Raw genomic sequence first — 23,164 nt, forward strand, 5'->3', positions numbered from 1 at the left:
TGCTAGTATTGCCACCAAGAGAATGCTAAAAAAGTGGCACCATGTCTAAACACAAAGCAGTGAGTTCTTCAAACTCGTTATTAATTTCTTCACAGGCAACTCATTGGTCGCAACAGCATATTCTTTCGCTGCTAAGCCAATTGATTATTTTATTAATAGCAGTGTTTATTGTCACTAGTATGGTGGTCAATTTAGGCGAGCGTCGCCTACAAGAAGATTGGGCAGACCAACGCTATAGTGAATTACAAACTGTCGCGTCCTTAGCGTCTGACAAAGTGTCATTTTTGCAGTTTAGAACCCAAATCATCGCCAAAGGTGAGTTACTGCGCCAATATCTGCAAAACCCATCAGAAAAGCTGCAATTAAAAACCATCGAAAACTGGGATTCATTAACTAACAATATTCCAGAACTGCTTGGGTTGGCATTGTTTAACCCTCAAGGACAACTCCAGTTTTCCACCACCGGTAGTTTCAATAACATGCAACTTCCCGCGGCATTATTAGGCTCGGGCAGAAATATGGGCGGCGACGACATTTACACTTCACCCATGGCATTTACTCCCATTGATGGCATCTTAGAGCCCTATTTTTATCAGTTATCATGGATAGAAAATCCAGACCAAAGTATCAAAGGGTATTTAGTCACTTACAATTCGATCGTTAAATTACTTGAAACTATAAAACCGGCTTTTTTTAATCAAAATTCACCATTGCTCATGCTGGATACTCAAGGCTTCCTCTATGCAGGAGCCAACCAACCTGCACCACTAGACAATATGCCCGATGCACTTGGAGCAAGTTTAAAGCAGTCTTACCCAGAATTGTGGCGAGTGATGGCTATGAATAACTTTGGCCAGTTTCACAGCCATGATGCCACTTTCGTGTATTTAAAAGTCGAGTTAACCAGTCAATATGAGACTAAAAGAGAATACTTTTTATTGTCTTATATTCGCCATGACGACATTGCCACTCGTTATGCACAATGGCGAATTGTAGTCATTATCGCTGGATGTCTCATCGCACTGTTAGCCAGTTTATTGATTATACTAAGACATCGATTTGTACTCGAGCGACGCGCAAAGCAAAATAGCGTTCAATTGAGCAACGGTTTGTTTAACAGCGAATTAAGCTGCTTAATCGTTAATGATAACGGTCGAATCCAGAGCATTAATGCCAAAGCAGCTGCGGCATTATCTTTGCCAGTTGACGCTCTTAAAGACCGCAGTTTACAACGAGTGTTACACCTTGATGATGATCGCTTCAATCACATTAAAGAGACGTTAATTGAGAATAAGCAATGGCATGGTGAGATCAGTTTAGAAACGCTTAATAGTAGTATGTTGCAAACCCATATTCGCAGTAAAAAATGCCCTAACAGTAATGAGCATTATTGGTTAGTGACATTTGAAGACATTACCGCATTATTTGAAAGCCAGCGCCAAGCCTATCTCTATCAATTAATGAGTAGCGGAGCGGTTGCTACGGCACTCACCGATGCAAATGGATTAATAGTAAAATGTAATAACCAATTTGATAACCTGATGTCTTTACACGGAGACACCAATATTTCGATCACTGAATTACTCGGCGATGAGTTGAAAAATCAATGGCAAAATATTAGTGCACAAATTAGCTTGCAAGGAGAGTGGACTGCGCAAATTATGCCATTTAACCACAGTCGTTATGAGCATTGTTTAAAAACGACGCTAGCAGGCCAGCTGACATTTGAAGGTGATATTGAATACCTTATTTGCACATTTGAACAGACAACCCCAACGGTGTCGGCCCAAAGTAGTAGCAACGTCATTGGCCATAGAAGTGCCATAGTGTTACGTTTAAATGAGCTAGAAAATTATTTTTTCAAACTTAGCGAGCTCACTAAAGAACATTCAAGCTTACTGGTAATGGACATTAACCCAGAAGGGATTTTCAGTAACATGGGTAACATGAGCCAGCTTGAAAAGCGCCAAAAAGACATTGAGCTACAATTATTGATTGAGTTACCGCTTAATTACCAAATAGCACAATGGCAGCTCGGAAAGCTCGTTATCTTACTGACCGAAACAAATGCAAACTCTGCACATCAATATGCGATTAATATGCTTCAAAGTCTTGAAGAAAAGAATTTAGGTGAAGGGATTAACATTGGTATCGCCAGCTATTTGCAGCCACAAAGTTTGGATACATACCTTGCTAACGCTGAAATAGCCTTAAAAAGAGCTAAACAATCTGTTGACCAGAACATTTGCCAAGCCTTTACTCGTCCTACGAATAAACAAAGTAGCACTTAAAGTAACAATTAAAGTAATAACCGCCGTAAAATTGATAGATTAAATCACCTGACGCAGTATTGTGTAACGTCAGGTGATATTCAATTTGCACGGTTGTTTAATGAATGGATAATGCCCATTCATTGGGCTACTCGATGAACATCAACATACTATTATGGTGTCCAACCTAATCTTAAGCGTGTGGTTTCGGATGACTCACCACTTCAGGAAGGATCTCATCTGATTCGAGCCTGAAAGGCTGAACATTATCAGGTAGTTTACTTTCAGTAATTTCAACAATGCTTGAACGATTCATGGTCACTTTAAAGCGAGCATATTCAGGTTGTTGCTTTCCGTCACGTAACACCGCAACCAAATTGACTTGATAACGACGTTCTACAGACTCATTACTAATATTACCTTCACTTTCTGAGTATATTTTAGCTTTTCCTCGCTCTAAATGGCGGGCAAAAGGCACTAAACTGAAGTTCACTTGTTCTTGAATTTGTGAATAATCAGCCTCAAAAGGCTTATTTGCCACCTTAGTCGCAATACGATAATGCAGTACTTCCGAATCCACTTTATTCTGGCTGTGGCGTTGCCTCATAATATCTGCCACCGTTTTGGGAATATCTTGGCTGCGCATGAATTCGAGCCAAACTAACTGCTTAGCCACCACGGTTTGAGTCGTGGTATCCCGTAAAATACGGCTCCATCTTGGACGACCGCGTTGGATAAGCCGCCACATCGCATTACGAAAATCCTCTTTAAAGATTTCCCTGAAACCATAAATAACCGCTAACGTCAGCAACAAGGTCAAGGTTAAGCCATTAAAGAAACCTTGGGCTTTTATAATCAATGCCGATACCACCAACATCACCAACCCAGTGGCGACGCCAGTAACAAATTTCTTTAACCCTACTCCAAGCGGTTTTAATTCTTCTTTTAATACTACGCCTTGTTGAATGAGTCGACGCAATAGCAACATCTTATTTGAAATACGGTTAGCGTCTTGCTGGGTTTGCATAGAGTTATATTTGCATACTTGCTCGCGGTAGTGATTCTCGTTACGGCATAAATTGAGCACTTTTTCTTTAACATCACTATAGTCAGCACTTCTAGGACTACGTGCCAATGTCTTTAATAACTGCTGCTCACAAAACCAAGACAAGTAATTATCGGCATGCTCAAAATAAGATTTCCACTTAGGATCATTCGGTTCATTGCGTCGAAACTTTTTCAATAGTTGCGCAACCACATCACAAAGCTCATCTAAAGCAGGATAAAATTCATTTAATTCTAGTTTTTGGTGCAACTCTTTAACGTCAGTTTCAATGGCGACAGCAAATTGATAAGCGAATAAATTGAGGTATAAACGAAACTCTTCTAAGGTGCGTTTATTTAAACTGACGAAACGGGACTGAACTAAGGGTAAATGCAGCCCTTTAGAATAATAAGAACGACGCCCAAGAATACTACTGTGATAATAATCCTCTTCATCTAAGGTATGCGAACCAATACCCATTTCTGTTGGCAAATAAAAATACAGATCAAATACCCGTTGATCACCAGGGCCCATTTGATGACTGAACTTTATTGATAACGCTTCTTCTTGTTTTACTTTAACTTTTGCCACTATATATTTCACACACCTTTTAAAATTGACACATAACTACTATACCGCAATGGGAATATTAAGCTAAAAGTTAATTTTTTCAATCAAAATCAATCGGAAGTATTGGCTGATAGTAACTGACAGGACCAGATGTTATTACTTGGCAGAAATTTTAACGTTGCTCTCGTCAATGTATTATCTAAGTCAATTACCTGAATCTGCTGAGATACGCTAGAACCAGCCATTAAGTGGTGAGCAGAAACACCATATTCATTTCGTAAATATGGTTGCAGCCGACTGTTTTGTTGCCAACTGATAGGTTGCAGTGTTAACGCTAAATGATAAGTAAATGAGCCAATATCAACATGTTTAACCTTACCTAATAGTTGAGCAATTTCGGTAACGTCGGTTGCGGACTCGAGTTTATAAGTCAGCTGAGCTTGATGGTGATCAATATCTAGCATTAACCATAAATTGCTTTTATCAACCGTTAACGACGACTCTCCTTGTTGACTGAAATAACCATCGGCATGGCAATTGAAATACCAAACATTATGGGTATTTGCAATGCGATTAAGCACACTGGTAGCAATGAATATAATGAATAGAAAACTTAATACAAAAAAAAGTTTGCCGCGTTTTGACTGTAGTAATCGGCGTATTTTAATATGTAATAATAGGGTTCTTAATCTAGCCACAAATGTGTACCTTTTGTAGCCATTGCTGGGTGATAAATGGCGTACCCATATTATCGATACTGACTTTGATACTATTAATTAATGGTGTCGCTTCACTGGAGTCGGTTAAAGTGAAACTCATATAATCTTGATTGGCCGACAAAGCAACGTGAATGGAATCCCAGCGAATATTGTGACAAAGGCGTAGTTGCGATGATAAGCAGTCCGCATGCAAAATGGCATCTTGCTGATTATTATTGTCAAACACAAACAACTGAACAATACGTCCATCAGGGCTTAGCACTTGTCGCAATACATCGGCTTGAGCAAACTCTGGAGGGTTAAGCTTAGAGTAAACAAATAATAATACACATAGTAGAATAACAATAATAAACAGATACTGACCTAAAGATAATAGCCGTTCAGGTAATTCCAAGATTTTAGTACGCTTAGCGGTTGCAGTTGAATATAAAATCACCCCCTGTTCAGGTACATATTCAATAAGGTTGGTATGGCGCTTACACATGTAATTAATAATTTTGCCGATAATATCGAGTAGTTCAGCATGAGATAATTGATGAGGACAGTCGCCTGAAATGGCCACTGTTTCAAGCATAGATAAGGGAACGACTTGACCACGATGCAGGACTAACTGGCTCAGAATCCAATACTCGTGATCATTTAAATGCCACTGGGCTGCCGTGGTCTGATCGACCAACAAACGTTGTGTATTGTCGAACCAACAACATCCTATTTGCATCGCCCTGTCTCAGTGTATCGACTGATTCAAAAAGTATACTCTCAAAGTGAGAGTTTAATGGATGTTAAGCCAGCTATCCTCCGGATAATATTGCTAATTCGTGAACCAGTCCGCGAATATAGCGATTATTTGCGCAAGGTATAATTGCATGATATTGAATATAGAAATTGCTAATTAATCTTATTGTTAATTCATATTATTGTTAATTCATATTATTATTGATTCATATTATTGTTGATTCGCCCAGGTTTAAAATGGGAAAGGTTAAGACCATGGTCAATACAGAGCTAATATTATTGCTGGTGATCGCGCTGGCAATAGCAGAAATTGAGCCATCAATAGCAAGCTGATTAAAAGTAAAATCAACCTAATTAGCGATGAATAACGGTTGGATGTATATTGACAAGCGAGTGGATGCCTTAGTGTACTACCGATTGAATAAGTAAGTTACGGCTTCACAATGGCTCAATAGTCAGTGTTTTTGGTATATAGGTAAGACAATATTACAGCTAACAGCCCATAAAAAAAGCTGGCAAAGCCAGCTTTCTGTTACTTACACTCAAGTGAACTAGGCTTTAGATTAGTCACTTAAAATGCGTAAAGTAATGTCATGTTTGTTTCAGTATCAGTGCTTTCTTTGTCATCAAGCGGTTCACTGTTATAACGCACAATAACGGCAAATTTCATCGCTAGAGCACCTACGATATTGGCAGTTAATGAAGTTTCAGAACGCGCATCTAATTTACTACCCCAATCGGCAATAAATTTCTGTTGGAACTTAGATGAATCACTGATCTTGGTTTGGAAATCAATCACCGCGTGAGCAACAACGCTGTCGTCGCTATCATAACCTTCTGCCAGTGCTGATTCTTCATCAAGTTGTTGGTAAATATAACCAGGACCCGCCTCCGCTTTTAAAGACATTCTGTCGGTATCAATAAAACGGTAACCATAACCAGCTGACGTCGTTGAAGTGAAATCATAACCAGTGAATGGATCAACTTCATAGTTAGTGTTAGCAAACAAATAGCTCAAATCATTAATTTGATAGTCACCTTGCACACCAAGAAAATAACGCTTTGCAGTCACTTCTTCGGTATCTTCTTTGTATAATCCTTCAAACACATACTCGTTTTCCCAGTCACCTAATTCTTGTTTCAACGCTAGGCGCGCTTTAAACGAAGAAGTATCGGTATTACCTGTGGTTAAAGTCGCACCTAATTCTGCTTCACCAGCAAGAGTGGCATCACCTTCAACAAACTCACTTCCAGCATGTGCTGCAAATGGCATGGTTAGTGTAATAGCTGCAGTAAGTAGCAGTTTTTTCATGTCATTTCGTCCTTTATTTACGATTTACAAAATCTAATGGGGGGTCATGCGCTTAAAATTCCCACGCATACTAACACTTTGATCGCAGAATTGAAAAATAGTCATCCCCTTAAGCGTTAAGCAACAAGGCTCTTAGCCTGCCAACGGCCACTGCGCCAACGCCACAACATCGCCAACCCTCTAACCCACTCATCAAGCGCTAAGGCAGCCCAAATACCCAATAAACCATACTCTAAATGGATCCCGAGATAATAAGCACCTGGTACCGCGATACACCACATTGAAAATAAGCCCATAAAAAACGGAAACTTGGCATCGCCGCTAGCTCTTAACGCATTAATCACCACTAAATTAAAAGTTCTACCGGGCTCCATAACTAACGTGAGTACAAATAATTGCCCCACAAGGACAATAATGTCCTGTTCATCAGTAAACAGACCGACAAGGTTAGGTCCCCATATTGCAACGAATAAAGCCACAACACTGGTAACAATCAAACCCAATTTTAATGCGCGATACATTTGATGCTCTGCAGCTTTTAATTGCTTAGCACCCACCATATGACCAATAATAATTTCGTTACCTATGCCTATCGATAGCCCGAACAATAAGATAAACATACAAATTTGAAAATATAATGACTGCGCCGCTAAGGCTTTATCACCCATTAAGCCAACAAATGAAGTGACGACCATAAATTGCAGCATCCACGAGACGTTTTCGCCGGCGGCAGGTAAACCAATGTGAAACACTTTTTTTAGCATGACTTTATCTGGACGCAAAATACTCGGAATGTGTAATGGTATTTTGGTATAGCGTACAAACAACACCATCATAATGCTCACACCCACTAGTCGCCCAACAACAGTACTAATCGCAACCCCTGCTACACCCATTTGTGGCAAACCAAACCAACCATAGAGCAATAATAAGTTGCCGATAAAGGTGATCACATTCATCGATAATGTTACCCACATAGCTTGCTGGGTAAAACCATGAGCCCGCATTCCGGCCGCTAAGCACATGGCCATCGCTTCGGGAATTAAACACAAACCGACAATTTGTAAATACAATTTACCATCGGCCATAAGCTCCGCAGGTAAGTTCATTAGATTCAACATCATGGTTGAGCCGGTTAAAATACCTACCGCTGCGACCAAACCAACTAAAAAATTGAATCCGATAGATGAATACACTACGGCACTGGCTGCAGCTTTATTATTAGCCCCTAAATACTGAGTAATGACAACACTAGCGCCAATACTGACGAAACTAAATAACGTAATGGCCAGTTCAAACACCATATTACCAACCGACAGCGCCGCTACACCTTGATACGACACATGGCTTATCATAAAAGTATTAATTGCTGCCGTTAAAAAGTGCAAAGCAAAGTCGACGAACAATGGCCAGGTCAGTGAAAATAAGGATAAAGGTGCATTCGGCTTAACAAGCATATAATGAGTTCAACTATTAAAGATGGCTAACGGAATAAGGTTATATCAATAAATGATGACGTTTTTGCGTCAATTTTTAAGGCGAGGATGATGCTAGATAGCGTTTAAAAAAACAACGTTTTTCGTTATTAATTTACAAAAAAATCAGCTCATTCAAAAAATGAGCTGATTTGCTGTTTTAACGTAAAAAAGGTTTACATGATTTTAGGGTCAAGTTCACCAGATTGATAAGCTTTATACATTGCTTGTAGTGACTTAGGCTTAATTTTAGAGGCCATACCCGCACAACCAAATGCTTCATAACGAGTAGTACAAATGTCAGCCATCGCTTCCATTGATGCTTTTAAGAATTTACGCGGATCAAATTCTGCAGGATGTTCAGCTAAGAATTTACGCACTGCACCCGTTGATGCCAAACGTAAATCGGTATCAATGTTCACTTTACGCACACCGTGCTTAATACCTTCAACGATTTCTTCTAATGGTACGCCGTAAGTTTCTGGAATTTCACCACCATACTGGTTGATGATTTTCAGCCACTCTTGCGGTACAGAAGATGAACCGTGCATCACTAAATGCGTGTTAGGGATACGCGCATGAATTTCTTTAATACGGTCTATACGTAATACATCACCAGTAGGTTTACGGCTAAACTTGTACGCTCCATGGCTGGTACCAATCGCAATAGCTAATGCATCAACATGAGTATCGGCAACAAAACGCGCTGCTTCTTCTGGAGTTGTTAGCATTTGGTCCATGCTGAGAATACCCGCAGCACCCACACCATCTTCTTCGCCTGCTTGGCCAGTTTCTAAACTGCCTAAACAACCGATTTCACCTTCAACTGACACACCACATGCATGAGCAAAAGCCACAGTACGACGAGTCACATCCACGTTATACTCGTATGACGCGGGTGTTTTACCATCGGCCATCAACGAGCCATCCATCATGACTGATGACATGCCTAACTGGATTGAGCGCTGACAAATGTCAGGATCAGTACCGTGATCTTGATGAATACATACCGGAATATCTGGATACTGCTCAAGCGCAGCAGCCATAAGATATTTTAAAAACTGTGGGCGAGCATATTTACGTGCACCAGCAGATGCTTGCACAATAACAGGGCTGTCAGTTGCTTCAGCCGCTTGCATAATTGCACGCATTTGTTCAAGGTTGTTCACGTTAAATGCAGGGACGCCATAACCATGCTCTGCAGCATGATCAAGCAGTTGTCGTAGAGAGATAAGAGCCATTTTGTTCTCCATTAATAGGGTGATTACTCACCTAGGTCGCTATCGTTTGGACGGATTTTAAACTCTGGCACAACCTACATCCTGTAGGTTATGACAGAGCATTTTTTTATAATAATTATTATTAGGTTTTACGGTACAAATACTTGATATGTGATCTAAGCGCCACGCTTTTCAAGCATTGCTACAGCGGGTAATTCTTTACCTTCTAAAAACTCAAGGAAAGCACCACCGCCGGTTGAAATATAAGACACTTTGTCAGCAATGTTATACTTATCGACTGCCGCTAGCGTGTCACCACCGCCAGCAATAGAAAACGCTTTAGAATTAGCAATGGCTTGGGCAATACGCTTAGTACCTTCGCCGAATTGATCAAACTCAAACACGCCAACAGGACCATTCCAGACGATCGTCCCTGCTTGTTCAATAATTTTAGCCAGTGCTTCTGCGCTATCTGGGCCGATATCAAAAATCATATCGCTGTCGGTCACGTCTGCTACTGACTTTAATGTTGCAGTTGCAGTTGGGCTAAATTCGCTTGCTACAACAACATCTGTTGGTACAGGGATATCACCACCACGGCTTCTAGCATTTGCCACAAGACGCTTTGCTTCTTCCACTAAATCAGCTTCATACAATGATTTACCGACGTTATAACCCGCAGCTGCGATAAAGGTATTGGCAATACCGCCACCCACAACAAGCTGGTCAACCTTAGTTGATAGGCTTTCAAGCACAGTTAATTTAGTCGACACTTTAGAACCACCTACTATCGCCACCATTGGACGAGCAGGGTTATCAAGCGCTTTGCCTAATGCATCTAATTCTTGCGACAATAATGGTCCAGCACAAGCAATAGGAGCATAAACACCTACACCATGAGTCGATGCTTGGGCACGATGAGCCGTACCAAATGCGTCCATTACATACACATCACATAATGCTGCCATTTTTTTAGACAGAGCTTCATCGTTTTTACCTTCGCCAATATTAAAGCGAACGTTTTCAAATACCACAACTTCGCCAACATTCACGTCAACGCCATCAAGATAATCACTCACTAAGCGCACTGGGCAGTCTAACGCTTTAGCTAAATAATCGACTACCGGCTGCATTGAATATTCAGCGTTAAACTCGCCTTCTGTTGGGCGGCCTAAATGAGACATCACCATTACGGCAGCGCCTTTTTTCAATGCGAGTTGAATGGTAGGTAATGATGCGCGTAAACGTGCATCACTTGTTACAACACCGTCGCTGACAGGTACGTTTAAATCTTCACGAATAAGCACACGCTTATTTTGTAGATCTAAATCTGTCATGTTAATAATTGCCATAATTAGCAGTTCCTTTTTAAGTTAATACAAAGTCTTGCTGCGCAACCGGCTTAACCCATTGCGACATAATCTGTTGATATTATCGATCTAACTTTGCTTGAATCATCGCTAAGCTAGTATCCAGCATGCGGTTGGCAAAACCCCATTCGTTGTCGCACCATAATAATAATTTGACCAAGTGGCCAGCACTGACACGCGTTTGGGTTCCGTCTACAATACTTGAACGTGGATCGTGGTTAAAATCACACGATACCAGAGGCTCGTCAGTATAGCCTAAAATACCATTAAAACTGCCGTTTGACGCAAGTTGTAACACACGGTTAATTTGCTCAATATTGACTTTTTTCTCTAGCGTGACAGACAAGTCGATCGCGGTCACATTTATGGTTGGCACCCTAACAGAAATCGCTTCAAACTTATCTTTCATATGCGGCAAAATACGCTCAATGCCTCGCGCTAATTTTGTGTCTACCGGAATAATAGATTGACCAGCAGCACGAGTTCGACGTAAATCATCATGATAAGCATCGATCACTTGTTGATCGTTCATCGCCGAGTGAATCGTGGTAATGGCGCCACTCTTGACTTCAAAATGCTTATCCAATACATCGATAACCGGAACAATACAATTGGTAGTGCAAGATGCGTTAGAAATAACGGTATGCTCTGCGCGCAACAAATCATGATTAACACCATATACAATGGTCTCATCAACATCTGCAGAAGAAGGATGGCTTATCAGCACTTGCTTAGCACCTGCATGAATATGTGCTTCGCAAGCTTGACGATCAATTAAGCTGCCGGTGGCTTCATAAACGATATCGATATCAAGTTCAGCCCAAGGCAATAAATTAGCATCGGGTTGATTGAGTAATAAAATGCTGTCATCACCAATAAGCAACTGATCACCATTTAGCTTAACGGTATGCTTGAAACGACCATGAGTCGTGTCATATTGAGTTAAATGACATATGGCTTCTGGCTTTGCCAACTCATTGATCGCCACAATTTGGATTTGTTGACGTTTTCCAGATTCGTACAATGCACGAAGTATTGAGCGGCCAATCCGGCCATAACCATTAATTGCAACTCGAATCATTTAGGGTCCAGAGTAATTATCCGAAGCACTTATTATTCAACAAATTATGATAAAAACATCTATTAATAAGTGACTTAGCATATATTATTTCACGTGAATTAAAGAGATAAAAAAACGGCCTACAATAGTATTGCAGGCCGTTATTATACAGATTAAACACCTAATAGATAAGTGTTTAATCTCAGATGATTATCCTAAAGATTGGACAGTTTTTACTACATTATCAACAGTGAAGCCGAAATGTTTAAGTAAATCACCACCAGGAGCAGACTCACCAAAGGTGGTCATACCCACTACAGCACCATCAAAACCAATATATTTGTACCAGAAGTCAGTATGTGCCGCTTCAACCGCAACACGTTTAGTGACGCCTTTTGGTAGTACAGATTCTTTGTAAGCAGCATCTTGCTTATCAAACTCAGTCGTAGAAGGCATAGAAACTACTCGCACTTTTTGACCTAGTTTGGTGAGCTCTGCGGCAGAATCCATCGCCAACTGCACTTCTGAACCTGTGGCAATCAAAATCACATCAGCAGTGCCTTGGCAATCAGACAGTACATAACCACCTTTAGCTACGTTAGCTAATTGCTCAGCAGTACGCGCTTGTGCCTTAAGACCCTGACGGCTAAAGATTAATGAAGTTGGTGCATCACGACGTTCAATCGCCGCCTTCCAAGATACTGCCGTTTCCGCAGCATCACATGGACGCCAAACAGCCATATTAGGCGTTAAACGTAAGTTAGCTAATTGCTCAACCGGTTGGTGAGTTGGGCCATCTTCGCCTTGACCGATTGAATCATGGGTATAAACGAAAATGTTTTGAATGCCCATTAATGCTGACATACGTACCGCGTTACGTGCGTACTCCATGAACATCATGAAAGTTGCGCCATAGTTAATAAAACCACCATGTAACGACGCGCCGTTCATAATACCGCTCATACCGAATTCACGTACACCGTAATAGATGTAGTTACCGGCAGGATCGTCTTGAATACCTTTTGAACCAGACCAAAGCGTTAAATTAGAACCGGCTAAGTCAGCGCTACCGCCAAGTAATTCAGGCAACATAGCACCAAAGAAACCAATTGAATTTTGAGACGCTTTACGACTCGCAATACCTTCGGCTTTATCTTGGCTTTCTTGGATAAAGGCTTGTGCTTTTGCTTCAAAATCTGCAGGTAAGTCACCTTTTAATACGCGACGTTCATATTCTGCAGCCAGTTCAGGGAACGCAACTTGGTAAGCAGCAAACTTGTCATTCCATAATGACTCGTTAGCAACACCTTTATGTTTAGCATCCCAACCAGCATACACATCAGATGGGATTTCAAAAGGAGCGTGTGGCCAGTTTAAGAACTCACGAGCTGCTGCAATTTCAGCATCACCTAATGGTGCACCATGACAATCATGGCTACCCGACTTGTTAGGCGAACCAAAACCAATAATGGTTTTACAGCAAATCATCGATGGCTTATCTGTTACAGATTTAGCTTGTTCAATCGCGGCGCGGATAGCATCAGGATTATGACCATCTACATCGGCAATAACGTGCCAGCCATAGGCTTCAAAACGCTTAGGAGTGTCATCAGTGAACCAGCCTTCAACATGACCATCGATAGAAATACCGTTGTCATCCCAAAATGCGACTAACTTTCCAAGGCCTAATGTTCCGGCTAATGAACTGACTTCGTGAGAAATACCTTCCATTAAACAGCCATCACCTAAGAAACAGTAGGTGAAGTGATCGACGATGTCGTGGCCTGGACGGTTAAACTGAGCCGCCAAGGTTTTTTCCGCAATAGCCATACCAACAGCATTACTCAAACCAGCGCCTAAAGGACCGGTTGTAGTTTCAACACCAGGGGTATAACCATATTCAGGATGACCAGGCGTTTTTGAATGCAGCTGACGGAATTGCTTTAGCTCTTCAATAGGCAATTCATAGCCAGTTAAATGCAATAAAGAGTATATAAGCATAGAGCCATGACCGTTTGACAGAACAAAACGATCGCGATCGACCCAGTTAGGATTAGTTGGATTGTGCTTTAGAAAATCATTCCATAGCACTTCGGCGATATCTGCCATCCCCATTGGGGCACCTGGATGACCAGAGTTAGCTTTTTGAACCGCATCCATACTTAGGGCGCGAATAGCGTTAGCGAGTACTTTACGAGATGACATGCTCTCTCCTGCTTGTTTGTAAGGTCTAACGGGCAATTGTGAAGCCATATTTTCCCCTACAAGGCGATGTGACGCAAATTAAAATTTTTCGGGTTTCTTTTTAACCGTTAAATAAACGGTGATTTCATACAATGCCAATAAATAAACATCGTAAATACAGCACAAAATGGTCATCATGACCATAACATGAGATAAATACAGAGTAATTATTTATTGCCACTTATAAATAAAAAGTATCGTGATTGGCAGAGCTATGGCTCTGATTAGGCAATATAATCTCTAATCTATCAAAAACATTGTCTATTTTTATGATAAATACACCGCGCAAGTCGATGAGCATTTAAATAAAGCAATATGAATCAAACACTTGATTTTTCACCAGTATAAACATATCTATGATTAACAAAAAAAATTATGCTCCATTGCACAATTCTCCAGTTAAATTCGTACAAAGGGGTGTTATCAAATTAGATTTCGACTAAAATAGACGTCTAGACGTATATTCAAATGCAACCAACGAGATTCTCCTATTATGGCAAAGCACTTGTTTACCTCTGAGTCTGTCTCAGAAGGTCATCCAGATAAAATCGCCGATCAGATTTCTGATGCGGTATTAGACGCAATACTTGAGCAAGATCCAAAGGCTCGTGTTGCGTGCGAAACGTATGTCAAAACCGGTATGGTATTAGTGGGCGGTGAAGTCACCACTTCTGCTTGGGTAGACATTGAAGAAATTACCCGTAAAACCGTACGCGAAATCGGTTACACCAATTCAGATATGGGTTTTGATGCTGATTCATGTGCGGTACTTAATGCCATAGGCAAACAGTCACCAGACATCAATCAAGGTGTTGATCGTTCAGACCCTGCAGAGCAAGGTGCTGGTGATCAGGGTTTAATGTTTGGTTATGCCAGCAATGAAACTGATGTATTAATGCCTGCACCGATTACTTACGCGCACAAATTAGTTAAGCGCCAGTCTGAAGTACGCAAAGACGGCACACTACCTTGGTTACGCCCAGATGCTAAAAGCCAGGTAACGTTTGCTTATGATGATGGCAAAATCATCGGTATTGATGCGATTGTATTATCTACTCAACATCGTGAAGACGTGAGTCAAGCTGATTTAATTGAAGCGGTAATGGAAACTATCATCAAGCCGGTATTACCTGCTCAATGGTTAAACAAAGACACTAAATACTTTATCAACCCTACTGGTCGCTTTGTGATTGGTGGCCCTGTTGGTGATTGTGGTTTAACAGGTCGTAAAATTATTGTAGATACCTACGGCGGTATGGCTCGTCACGGTGGTGGTGCTTTCTCTGGTAAAGACCCATCAAAAGTAGACCGTAGCGCGGCTTATGCTGCACGTTATGTAGCTAAAAATATCGTTGCAGCTGGTCTAGCTGACCGTTGTGAGCTACAAGTGTCATATGCTATTGGTGTTGCAGAGCCAACGTCTATTAGTATTGAAACATTCGGTACCGGTAAAGTATCAGAAGAAGTATTGATTAAATTAATACGTCAACACTTCGAATTACGTCCATACGGCTTAACAGCAATGCTAGATTTGGCACGCCCAATCTATCAGCAAACTGCTGCTTATGGCCACTTTGGCCGAGATATCTTCCCTTGGGAAGCGACTGATAAAGCTGAAGCACTTCGTGCAGATGCAGGTTTATAATCAGCCAGCATAATTATCGTCTTAAGCTAGTGTCTGTATTAAGCTAACACGATAAAAAATAAAACCGCCAACTGGCGGTTTTATTTTATCTATCATTGGCAATACAATGATTTGATCTCAACATTTAATCTCAACATTTAATATCAACAATGGCTCAGATTATGTATCAACCCACTTGGCTAAACACAAAGATAACAGCAAACCACCAGCCATCAACGGCAACTAACCCCTGTGCGATAAACAGCCCTGTTACTAACATTCCAGCCATTAACTTGCCAGCCATTAAACAGTGGTCTGCAATCAAGTTATTCTATCGTCAACATATGCCTTATGCTCGATTAGCTCAGAAAGAGTCTGTGGCTGTCATTCATCATCTAAGCCCACCAGCTACTGATGAAGTTGATATAAGCCAGCAAAAAATAATCGCTGCGGTAAGAGTTAAACCTATTGGCCAATATCAATTAATCAATGGATTATTGGTTCACCCTGACTACCGTGGACAACAGCTTTCAACTCAGTTATTGAAATTTATCGCGCCCAAATTAACCGCTAAAAATTGCTTCTTGTTTGCTCATCCGTGGTTAATTGGCTTATATCAACAGCAGCACTTTATCGTTATAGATCAAAATGACGTGATAGGTCAAAATGATTTATCAGCGATACCAGCAGACATCACTCAGTTGTATCGTCGCTATCACAGTGAACAACGACCACTAGTGTTGATGCAGCTCAATGATCCCGATAAATAATCTAGATTAACAATCTAACTCAATAAGATCAATGAGCCAAACTCAGACAAAATCTAGATCGTATTAAAGCCTCTCAAGGCTATTGCACACCAATAAATTTAGCCCAAATAGACTTAAGCGTAATCAAACTAAGTCAGCATAAGTACAAGGTGATCGAACTCGTTAACAATGATCGAAATGTGAACTTTCAATACACATAAACGACACTTGTTGCATTGTCATTACGGGCACTACTTTAACACTGATAGAAGCTAAGTTAATCCGCTCGACATCGGTAAATAGCGTAATCGCTGCTTGATAATTATTGGTTACGCCACAAAATAGCCACATGTCTTGCCAGCGCACAAAATACCCCGATTGCTGCAATTGCCGATCATCTGGATTTTGTAAATCGGCTTCAACACACTCATACAACTCTGTCGCGTCAGCCAACACCGCGGCTATTAGCTTCATATTGTCAAATGCAGATAATCTTAAATCCAAATAGGGTGAAAAGAGTGCTTCAAAGTTAGTACTCATAATATTCCTCATAAATAACCACTTTATCAACACCCCTTAGTATAACGATCACGTAATATTAGCTGTGGCCAGTAAACAATAATCACGTTGTTCAAAACGAAATTGATCAATCTCTGTCATTGCGGCTTTTTGTTGATGTGCTGCCAACGAACGCGCATTGTCAGCGGCAACATACGTCACCATAAATGGAAAGGTATCTGCCACTTGTTTTTTTAATTCGGTAACCAGCGCCGAAAAAACTCCCTGGCCGCGTTTTGATTCTTGTATCCAAACGGGTCCATATTGGCACGTGTTAGTCGTCGATAAAGCTTGTCCATTTAAATCGGCAAACTTAAGTTTTTGAATAATATGTCGGTACAATGGTTGCGAGGAAAAAAATGACCATTTTGCCGCCATCACATATCCAATGATCACCCCTTGCTCTTCAGCTACGATAAACCAATGTTGATTTATCAACTGGCTCACCTCTGCTTTGGTAAATGAATGAGCATGAAGTTGGCTATTTGAACCTACCAACTCATCATCAACATGGGCTCGTTCTAACTGCACAATAGCAGCAACATCGGTTAATAACGCCTTACGGATAATAAATGACAATGATTATTCCTTTGACCCTGAATTGGGAGATTGTTTCTTAGCCCATTCTATCACTAGCGCAACGGGCAGCGGAGACATAATTAGTGTTCCCACGCCAATGAGTGAAGCAATGACCAACATCCCACTGACTTGTTGACCGATATCACTTTGCCAATATAAGCCGACACCCACCAACAACATGATTAAACCGACGAAATGTAACACTTTAACTAATTTGATCATTTGCGACTCTTTAATACGTTAAATAATGTTCATTAATCCAAAACATTACAATTATTTACGCTCTTATTCACACTCAAGTAGTAGAATAACGGCAATTTTTTGGTATATGGAAATCTCTCAACATGATAAAGCATATTCTCGGCGCCACTGTTATATTTTTAGGCCTTAGTGCTTGTCAAAGCCACACTCAAATTGTCTCAAATGAACAATTAATTGGTACTTGGCATGTAGAAGTCGTCCTCGACACTCCTACCATTAATAATAGCCCAGCAAATTTAGTTTTTGCTCCAAACGGTGAACTGACAGGTAATAATAGCTGTAATCAATTTTTTGGTCGTTACGCCCAACAAGGTCACTTGCTTCAACTTGCACCATCAGGTTCGACTATGAAAGCCTGTATCGATAGTTTAATCACCCAAGAAGCTGAACTGATGCAAGCGATTTCATTGGTAGAACAAGTTGATTTCTCTAAAGGAAAACTCAATCTATTGTCTATAAATGGTGATACGCTATTGGTACTGACAAAACAATCGTTACCCTTATCCTAAAGCCTATGGTTTAAATGAGTCGCCGGATTAGTTATTAGTGTCAGTTTAAAGTTCCATTAAAAAATGAATTTTTATTCAATAAATCTGATTCTTTCTTGACTTAATAAGTCAATCTATTCAAAATGTGCTAGATTTTTGAATAACAACTATAAGATGAATTATCACTATGCCAGCGACAAGAAATCAGGATGAGCTCGTACGCACTTTTAAAGCGATTCTCAAAGAAGAACGTTTTGGAAGCCAAAGCGAGATTGTTAATGCGCTTCAAGCCGAAGGATTCGGTAATATTAATCAATCTAAAGTATCACGTATGCTCAGCAAATTTGGTGCTGTACGCACTCGCAACGCTAAGCAAGAGATGGTGTATTGCCTCCCTGCCGAGCTAGGCGTACCTACTGCGGGTAGCCCAGTTAAAAATTTGGTATTGGATGTCGATCATAACCAAGCCATGATCGTGGTAAGAACTAGCCCTGGTGCTGCGCAATTAATCGCTCGTTTGCTCGATTCAATAGGCAAACCAGAAGGGATATTAGGTACTATTGCCGGTGATGATACTATTTTCATCTGTCCAGCAAGTATTAAAACCATTGATGAGACATTAGAAACGGTTAGATCTTTATTCAACTATAGTGAATAAAAAACCATTTCAATAAAAAAGCAATGCCATGGCATTGCTTTTTTATTACCTAAAACTGGCGTTTACGCATCATCAAATTGAGTTAAAAAATCCAATGATGGCACAAAGAAAGACGACCCAGTCAGCGCTTTAGTAAACAACATCAAATGATCATGATTCCCGTGACCATCACCGTGCACCATACTGCGGAGCATTTGTTCGAAGTGATCCGGTGTACGACATACTGAAATAAACATCAATCCTTGTTCTCTAATCGAACCATATGGCATGCTTTGACGTAAAATTTCTAATGCGTTACCGTGTGGATCTTTTAAGTTAACTCGTTTTGTGTGGCTGGTTAATGGCTTATCTTCTGATTCATACTCAATATCATCAACTTTGGTACGACCAAAAATATCTTCTTGTTTTTTAAGCGGTAAACGATGCCACTTACTTAAGTTATGCATGTATTTTTGAACATGAACATAACTACCAGAGACAAATTCTTGATCTTCATCACCGACAAGTGCAACTTGTTGACGATGGCGTCCTTTAGGGTTTTCAGTACCATCAACAAAACCAGTTAAGTCACGACTGTCCATAAAGCGAAAGCCACGTTCCTCATCGACTAACTCGACCAAATCTTCAAACATTTGGTTAATTTCATTGGCGACAAGATGCAAAATATCATAGCGATCACAACGGATATGAATAAACAGATCATATTCCATTGCAGGTGCATCACGGTTACCTTCACTCATGGCCGGAAAAGGTTTTAATAATGCAGGGCGAGATTCTGGATAAAAGGTATCCCAAAAATTAGCCCCAATACCCACAAAGCCATTAAAAGCACTGTCGGCATATTGATCCGTGAGTTCATAAATATACTGCGCTACATTAGCAATAGATGGGCGTAACTGATCTTCAACACCATCGTTGGCATTAAACATCAAGTACACACTGTGTAAATTCCCTTCTGCGCAAATTCCTAACTGTTCACGAGGCATAACTTGGTTACCCATATTAACTTCATCCATCTTAATACTAAATGTCGGCCTAAACGGTGATAATTTAACGTTTTGATGTTATTCGACGGCGATTAACATCTCTTACCAGTTAAGCTAATCATTAGATTAACTTAATCAAATTTAAATTACTTGAAGTGTACTCACATTTAGCCCGTTTGTAATACATATTGTATTCATATTCGTGCAGATAACAGCTTGATCATTCATTACAATTGTTAACGAACTCACTAGAGTTAAGGGCCAAAAAGTAAGCCCTAAATCAGATATTTAGCCTATGTCATCGTAAAATTAGCAATTATTTTGCAAGCATGAGGTAAGTATCTTATTGCTGGGGTGTTTAAAGCAGCGTTATTACAAGTTAATAACGTACTGTTAGCAACACTTTTAGCAAACAAAGGGTAATTTGATAACCACTTTCCCCGAACTAAGGTTCACTGCAGGCTGGACAATTAAAATTACAGCATTGATAGTTAATTAAAAATCACCAGTGGATGCGCTGTAATATTTATGTCCACTCGTTGACCGGGCATTAACGTCGTTGATTGGCTACTGACGTCCAAAATATCATCGCCAATTTGGACCTGATAATGACATACCGTACCAAGGAAATGCCTTTCGACAATGCATCCTCGGCCATTGATACAAGGATGTAACTCAATTTGCTGTGGTCTCAATAATAATTGCCCTTGGCTGCCAACAGGTAAAGACAATGCTTCTGTGCTGCTAAGATCGCCCAAGGAATAGTGCACTTGATGGCTGGAGGTGACCGTAACAGGTAAATAATTACCTGCGCCTAAAAAGTCGGCAACGTAGCGATCAGTTGGTGCACTGTATAAGGTTTCGGCTTTACCATGCTGAATAATGGCGCCATCCTTAAATAAAGCCAGTTTATCTGCAAACACAAATGCTTCATCTTTACTGTGAGTCACAAACACGGCACTGACATTACGTTGTTTCAATATGGCGCGAATTTCTAACATCATATCGTTACGAACTTGCGCATCGATATTGGAAAAAGGTTCATCTAGCAATAATAATTCTGGTTGATATGCCAATGCACGTGCAATCGACACTCGTTGCTGTTGACCGCCTGATAATTCATGCGGGTAACGCGATGCCAACCCGGTTAATTTAACCAACTCGAGCATTTCTTCTAATCGAGCTAACCGCGCAGTACGATTGAGTTCGTTAACCCCAAATAAGATATTGTCTGCCACGGTTAAGTGCGGAAATAAGGCATAGTCTTGAAAAATCATTCCCACACCACGTTGCTCGCTCGCAACAAACACACCATCACCACTCAGCGTTTGCCCATTGATGCTGATGCAACCTTGGCTAATGGCTTGTAAGCCCGCAATCGCGCGCAGCAGTGTTGTCTTGCCGCAGCCACTGGGGCCTAATAATGCGACAATTTCACCTTGCGCCAAGGTAAGATCTAAATGGCGCAACACCACTTGACCGTGATAATCGCTGCAAACATTTTCAATGGTTAAGGTTGACATAATTAGCCTTGTTGCTCCAAAGAGCGATTAAGATAAATCAAGGGTACAAGCCCAACTAACACAATCACAATAGCGGCCAATGCGCCATGTTCTAGTTTTTCATCTGAGACAAATTGGAAAACATAAGTCGCCAAGTTTTCAAATCCTATAGGACGCAATAATAACGCTGCGGGTAATTCTTTCATGCTTTCAATAAACACTAACAAAGCACCGGCAAAAATCCCTTTGCGTAATAAAGGCAAATGTACTCGCCATAGTAGCTGAGTAGGCGTTCGTCCTAAGGTAATACACGCCATGTCTAAAGAAGGGGAAATACGTTTATAACTGTTTTCTAAACTGCCGATGGATATAGCAATAAAACGAACACAAAAAGCAAAAATCAGTGCAAACACGCTGCCAGTCAGCAATAAACCTGGGCCTTGGGCGCCAAACCAATCGTAAATATCGTTAATCGCAAAGTCGATAAGCGTCAGAGGTACTAATACACCAATCGCCAACACCGTTCCCGGTAAAGCATAACCAGTACTGCTCAATCTTGCGGGAAGCTGATCACTTTGTCGCGGACTCACACGGCGTACAAACATTAATATCAATGATAGGACTACGCACACACCACTGACAATAGCGGCAATATATAAACTGTTTAGGCTATACTGCCAAAATCGAACATCCCAACTTTCATTGAAATAATCGATAGCATATCCACACAACACAATGAAAGGTAATAAAAAGGCTGTAAATAACAAAACAGAGCAATAGCCTAATGCGACCCAAGCCATTTTTGGTGACAACACATATCTGTCAGCTTCATTAAGAGAAGATTGTTTTTGAAATAATTGTTGTTTCCGACGGGCAAAACGCTCAACCCCAATCATAGAAAATACCACTAACAGCATAATGGCTGACAGCTTTGCTGCCGCGGTTAAACTGCCATAGCCGAGCCACGTGTCGTAAACTGCTGTGGTTAATGTCGGTACAGCAAAATAACTCACGGTGGCAAAGTCTGCTGCGGTTTCCATTGCCACAAGTGCAACGCCGACAGCCAAAGCGGGTCTTGCCATTGGCAGCGCAAGACGCCAAAAACTGCGCCACGGACTACATCCCATAACACGCGATGCGTATAACAAACTGGAAGACTGCTCCATAAACGCAGTACGCGCTAATAAATAAATATAAGGAAACAATACTAACGATAATATTATCGCTGCTCCGCCAAGACTGCGTATCGCGGGAAAGTAATAGTCGTGGGGAGATTGCCAGTCAAACCAAGCCCTCAATACACGTTGCACCGGACCTGCATAATCAAGCATGTCGGTATAAACATAAGCCACAATGTAGGCTGGCATCGCTAACGGGAGAAGGAGTAGCCATTGAAAGTAACGGCGAAAGGGAAAGTCACAACGGGCAATTAACCAAGCAGCAGGAATCGCTAAAAGTAGGCTTCCGAGTCCAACCAACAACATGAGCAATAAACTATTGACTATGTATGTCGGTAGCACTGTATTGAATAAATGGCTAAATACAGCTTGATCAGGAAGAGTGGACTGCACAATTAAGGCAATCAGTGGCAAGATTAATATTGCCGTAATAAAATAACCAGCAAGCGACCAGCTTCTGGTTAAACCTAAAATCATAAATAATACCGAGTTAACTTAGCGCACCATCAATAAATCTATCAATCTATCAATCTATCAATCTATCAATCTATCAATCATATC

The 23,164-nt window shown here is 40.8% G+C and carries 20 protein-coding genes; 5 read left to right on the forward strand and 15 right to left on the reverse strand.

Annotated elements, in window-relative coordinates; genetic code table 11:
• The first annotated feature begins 41 nt into the window (after window positions 1–41).
• Window positions 42–2,291, forward strand: coding sequence for a PAS domain-containing protein (locus AAEY99_RS05485; RefSeq protein ID WP_350979037.1), 2,250 nt, complete (start codon window positions 42–44; stop codon window positions 2,289–2,291).
• Between the two features lie 172 nt (window positions 2,292–2,463).
• Here AAEY99_RS05485 and AAEY99_RS05490 read toward each other — a convergent pair whose 3' ends face one another.
• The 9 genes from AAEY99_RS05490 to tkt all read right to left on the reverse strand — a co-directional run bounded on the left by AAEY99_RS05490 (window position 2,464) and on the right by tkt (window position 13,981).
• Entirely contained in the window at window positions 2,464–3,906 is a 1,443-nt protein-coding gene (locus AAEY99_RS05490) for a hypothetical protein (protein WP_101085333.1), read from the reverse strand.
• Window positions 3,907–3,995: 89 nt separating this feature from the next.
• Window positions 3,996–4,583, reverse strand: coding sequence for a hypothetical protein (locus tag AAEY99_RS05495; protein ID WP_350979036.1), 588 nt, complete (start codon window positions 4,581–4,583; stop codon window positions 3,996–3,998).
• Window positions 4,576–5,322 (reverse strand): hypothetical protein, encoded by a 747-nt coding sequence (locus AAEY99_RS05500; RefSeq protein ID WP_351009572.1) that lies wholly within the window; start codon window positions 5,320–5,322, stop codon window positions 4,576–4,578. Before AAEY99_RS05500 ends, AAEY99_RS05495 begins: the two co-directional genes overlap by 8 nt.
• Before the next feature lie 588 nt (window positions 5,323–5,910).
• Entirely contained in the window at window positions 5,911–6,651 is a 741-nt protein-coding gene (locus AAEY99_RS05505) for a DUF481 domain-containing protein (protein ID WP_101085330.1), read from the reverse strand.
• A 116-nt stretch (window positions 6,652–6,767) separates the two neighbouring features.
• Window positions 6,768–8,108, reverse strand: coding sequence for an MATE family efflux transporter (locus AAEY99_RS05510; protein ID WP_162023822.1), 1,341 nt, complete (start codon window positions 8,106–8,108; stop codon window positions 6,768–6,770).
• A gap of 194 nt (window positions 8,109–8,302) precedes the next feature.
• Window positions 8,303–9,367, reverse strand: coding sequence for a class II fructose-bisphosphate aldolase (gene fba / locus AAEY99_RS05515; RefSeq protein ID WP_101085328.1), 1,065 nt, complete (start codon window positions 9,365–9,367; stop codon window positions 8,303–8,305).
• A gap of 155 nt (window positions 9,368–9,522) precedes the next feature.
• On the reverse strand, window positions 9,523–10,698 hold the full coding sequence (locus AAEY99_RS05520) for a phosphoglycerate kinase (RefSeq protein ID WP_101085327.1): 1,176 nt from the start codon (window positions 10,696–10,698) through the stop codon (window positions 9,523–9,525).
• 79 nt (window positions 10,699–10,777) lie between these two features.
• Window positions 10,778–11,797, reverse strand: coding sequence for an erythrose-4-phosphate dehydrogenase (gene epd, locus AAEY99_RS05525; protein ID WP_101085326.1), 1,020 nt, complete (start codon window positions 11,795–11,797; stop codon window positions 10,778–10,780).
• A gap of 189 nt (window positions 11,798–11,986) precedes the next feature.
• Complete coding sequence (tkt, locus tag AAEY99_RS05530) at window positions 11,987–13,981, reverse strand: transketolase (RefSeq protein ID WP_101085325.1); 1,995 nt, start codon at window positions 13,979–13,981, stop codon at window positions 11,987–11,989.
• A 532-nt stretch (window positions 13,982–14,513) separates the two neighbouring features.
• On the opposite strand from tkt, the gene metK reads away from it, so the two are divergent.
• Together metK and AAEY99_RS05540 are read left to right on the forward strand one after the other, a co-directional pair.
• Window positions 14,514–15,665 (forward strand): methionine adenosyltransferase, encoded by a 1,152-nt coding sequence (metK, locus tag AAEY99_RS05535; RefSeq protein WP_162023823.1) that lies wholly within the window; start codon window positions 14,514–14,516, stop codon window positions 15,663–15,665.
• Window positions 15,666–15,826: 161 nt separating this feature from the next.
• On the forward strand, window positions 15,827–16,414 hold the full coding sequence (locus AAEY99_RS05540) for a GNAT family N-acetyltransferase (RefSeq protein ID WP_351009576.1): 588 nt from the start codon (window positions 15,827–15,829) through the stop codon (window positions 16,412–16,414).
• 162 nt (window positions 16,415–16,576) lie between these two features.
• Here the strand turns inward: AAEY99_RS05540 and AAEY99_RS05545 are convergent, their stop codons facing one another.
• The 3 genes from AAEY99_RS05545 to AAEY99_RS05555 are packed head-to-tail and all read right to left on the reverse strand — an operon-like array spanning window position 16,577 to window position 17,752.
• Window positions 16,577–16,933, reverse strand: coding sequence for a hypothetical protein (locus AAEY99_RS05545; protein WP_351009578.1), 357 nt, complete (start codon window positions 16,931–16,933; stop codon window positions 16,577–16,579).
• Window positions 16,934–16,981: 48 nt separating this feature from the next.
• The gene (locus AAEY99_RS05550; RefSeq protein ID WP_101085321.1) at window positions 16,982–17,530 is read right to left on the reverse strand and encodes a GNAT family N-acetyltransferase; all 549 of its coding nucleotides are present in this window, start codon (window positions 17,528–17,530) and stop codon (window positions 16,982–16,984) included.
• Between the two features lie 3 nt (window positions 17,531–17,533).
• Complete coding sequence (locus AAEY99_RS05555; RefSeq protein WP_101085320.1) at window positions 17,534–17,752, reverse strand: hypothetical protein; 219 nt, start codon at window positions 17,750–17,752, stop codon at window positions 17,534–17,536.
• 122 nt (window positions 17,753–17,874) lie between these two features.
• Between AAEY99_RS05555 and AAEY99_RS05560 the strand changes: the two genes are divergently transcribed.
• Together AAEY99_RS05560 and argR are read left to right on the forward strand one after the other, a co-directional pair.
• On the forward strand, window positions 17,875–18,300 hold the full coding sequence (locus tag AAEY99_RS05560) for an META domain-containing protein (RefSeq protein ID WP_101085319.1): 426 nt from the start codon (window positions 17,875–17,877) through the stop codon (window positions 18,298–18,300).
• 166 nt (window positions 18,301–18,466) lie between these two features.
• The gene (gene argR / locus AAEY99_RS05565; RefSeq protein WP_011636127.1) at window positions 18,467–18,937 is read left to right on the forward strand and encodes a transcriptional regulator ArgR; all 471 of its coding nucleotides are present in this window, start codon (window positions 18,467–18,469) and stop codon (window positions 18,935–18,937) included.
• Between the two features lie 62 nt (window positions 18,938–18,999).
• Here the strand turns inward: argR and AAEY99_RS05570 are convergent, their stop codons facing one another.
• The 3 genes from AAEY99_RS05570 to AAEY99_RS05580 all read right to left on the reverse strand — a co-directional run bounded on the left by AAEY99_RS05570 (window position 19,000) and on the right by AAEY99_RS05580 (window position 23,080).
• Window positions 19,000–19,938: a Dyp-type peroxidase gene (locus AAEY99_RS05570; protein WP_101085318.1), complete on the reverse strand. Its 939-nt coding sequence runs from the start codon at window positions 19,936–19,938 to the stop codon at window positions 19,000–19,002.
• A gap of 476 nt (window positions 19,939–20,414) precedes the next feature.
• Entirely contained in the window at window positions 20,415–21,449 is a 1,035-nt protein-coding gene (locus AAEY99_RS05575) for an ATP-binding cassette domain-containing protein (protein WP_192114245.1), read from the reverse strand.
• Complete coding sequence (locus tag AAEY99_RS05580; RefSeq protein WP_351009580.1) at window positions 21,449–23,080, reverse strand: ABC transporter permease; 1,632 nt, start codon at window positions 23,078–23,080, stop codon at window positions 21,449–21,451. The genes AAEY99_RS05575 and AAEY99_RS05580 overlap by 1 nt, the downstream gene beginning before the upstream one ends.
• Window positions 23,081–23,164 lie beyond the last annotated feature (84 nt).

Source organism: Shewanella sp. S1-58-MNA-CIBAN-0166 (genome assembly GCF_040310085.1).
Lineage (GTDB): Bacteria > Pseudomonadota > Gammaproteobacteria > Enterobacterales > Shewanellaceae > Shewanella.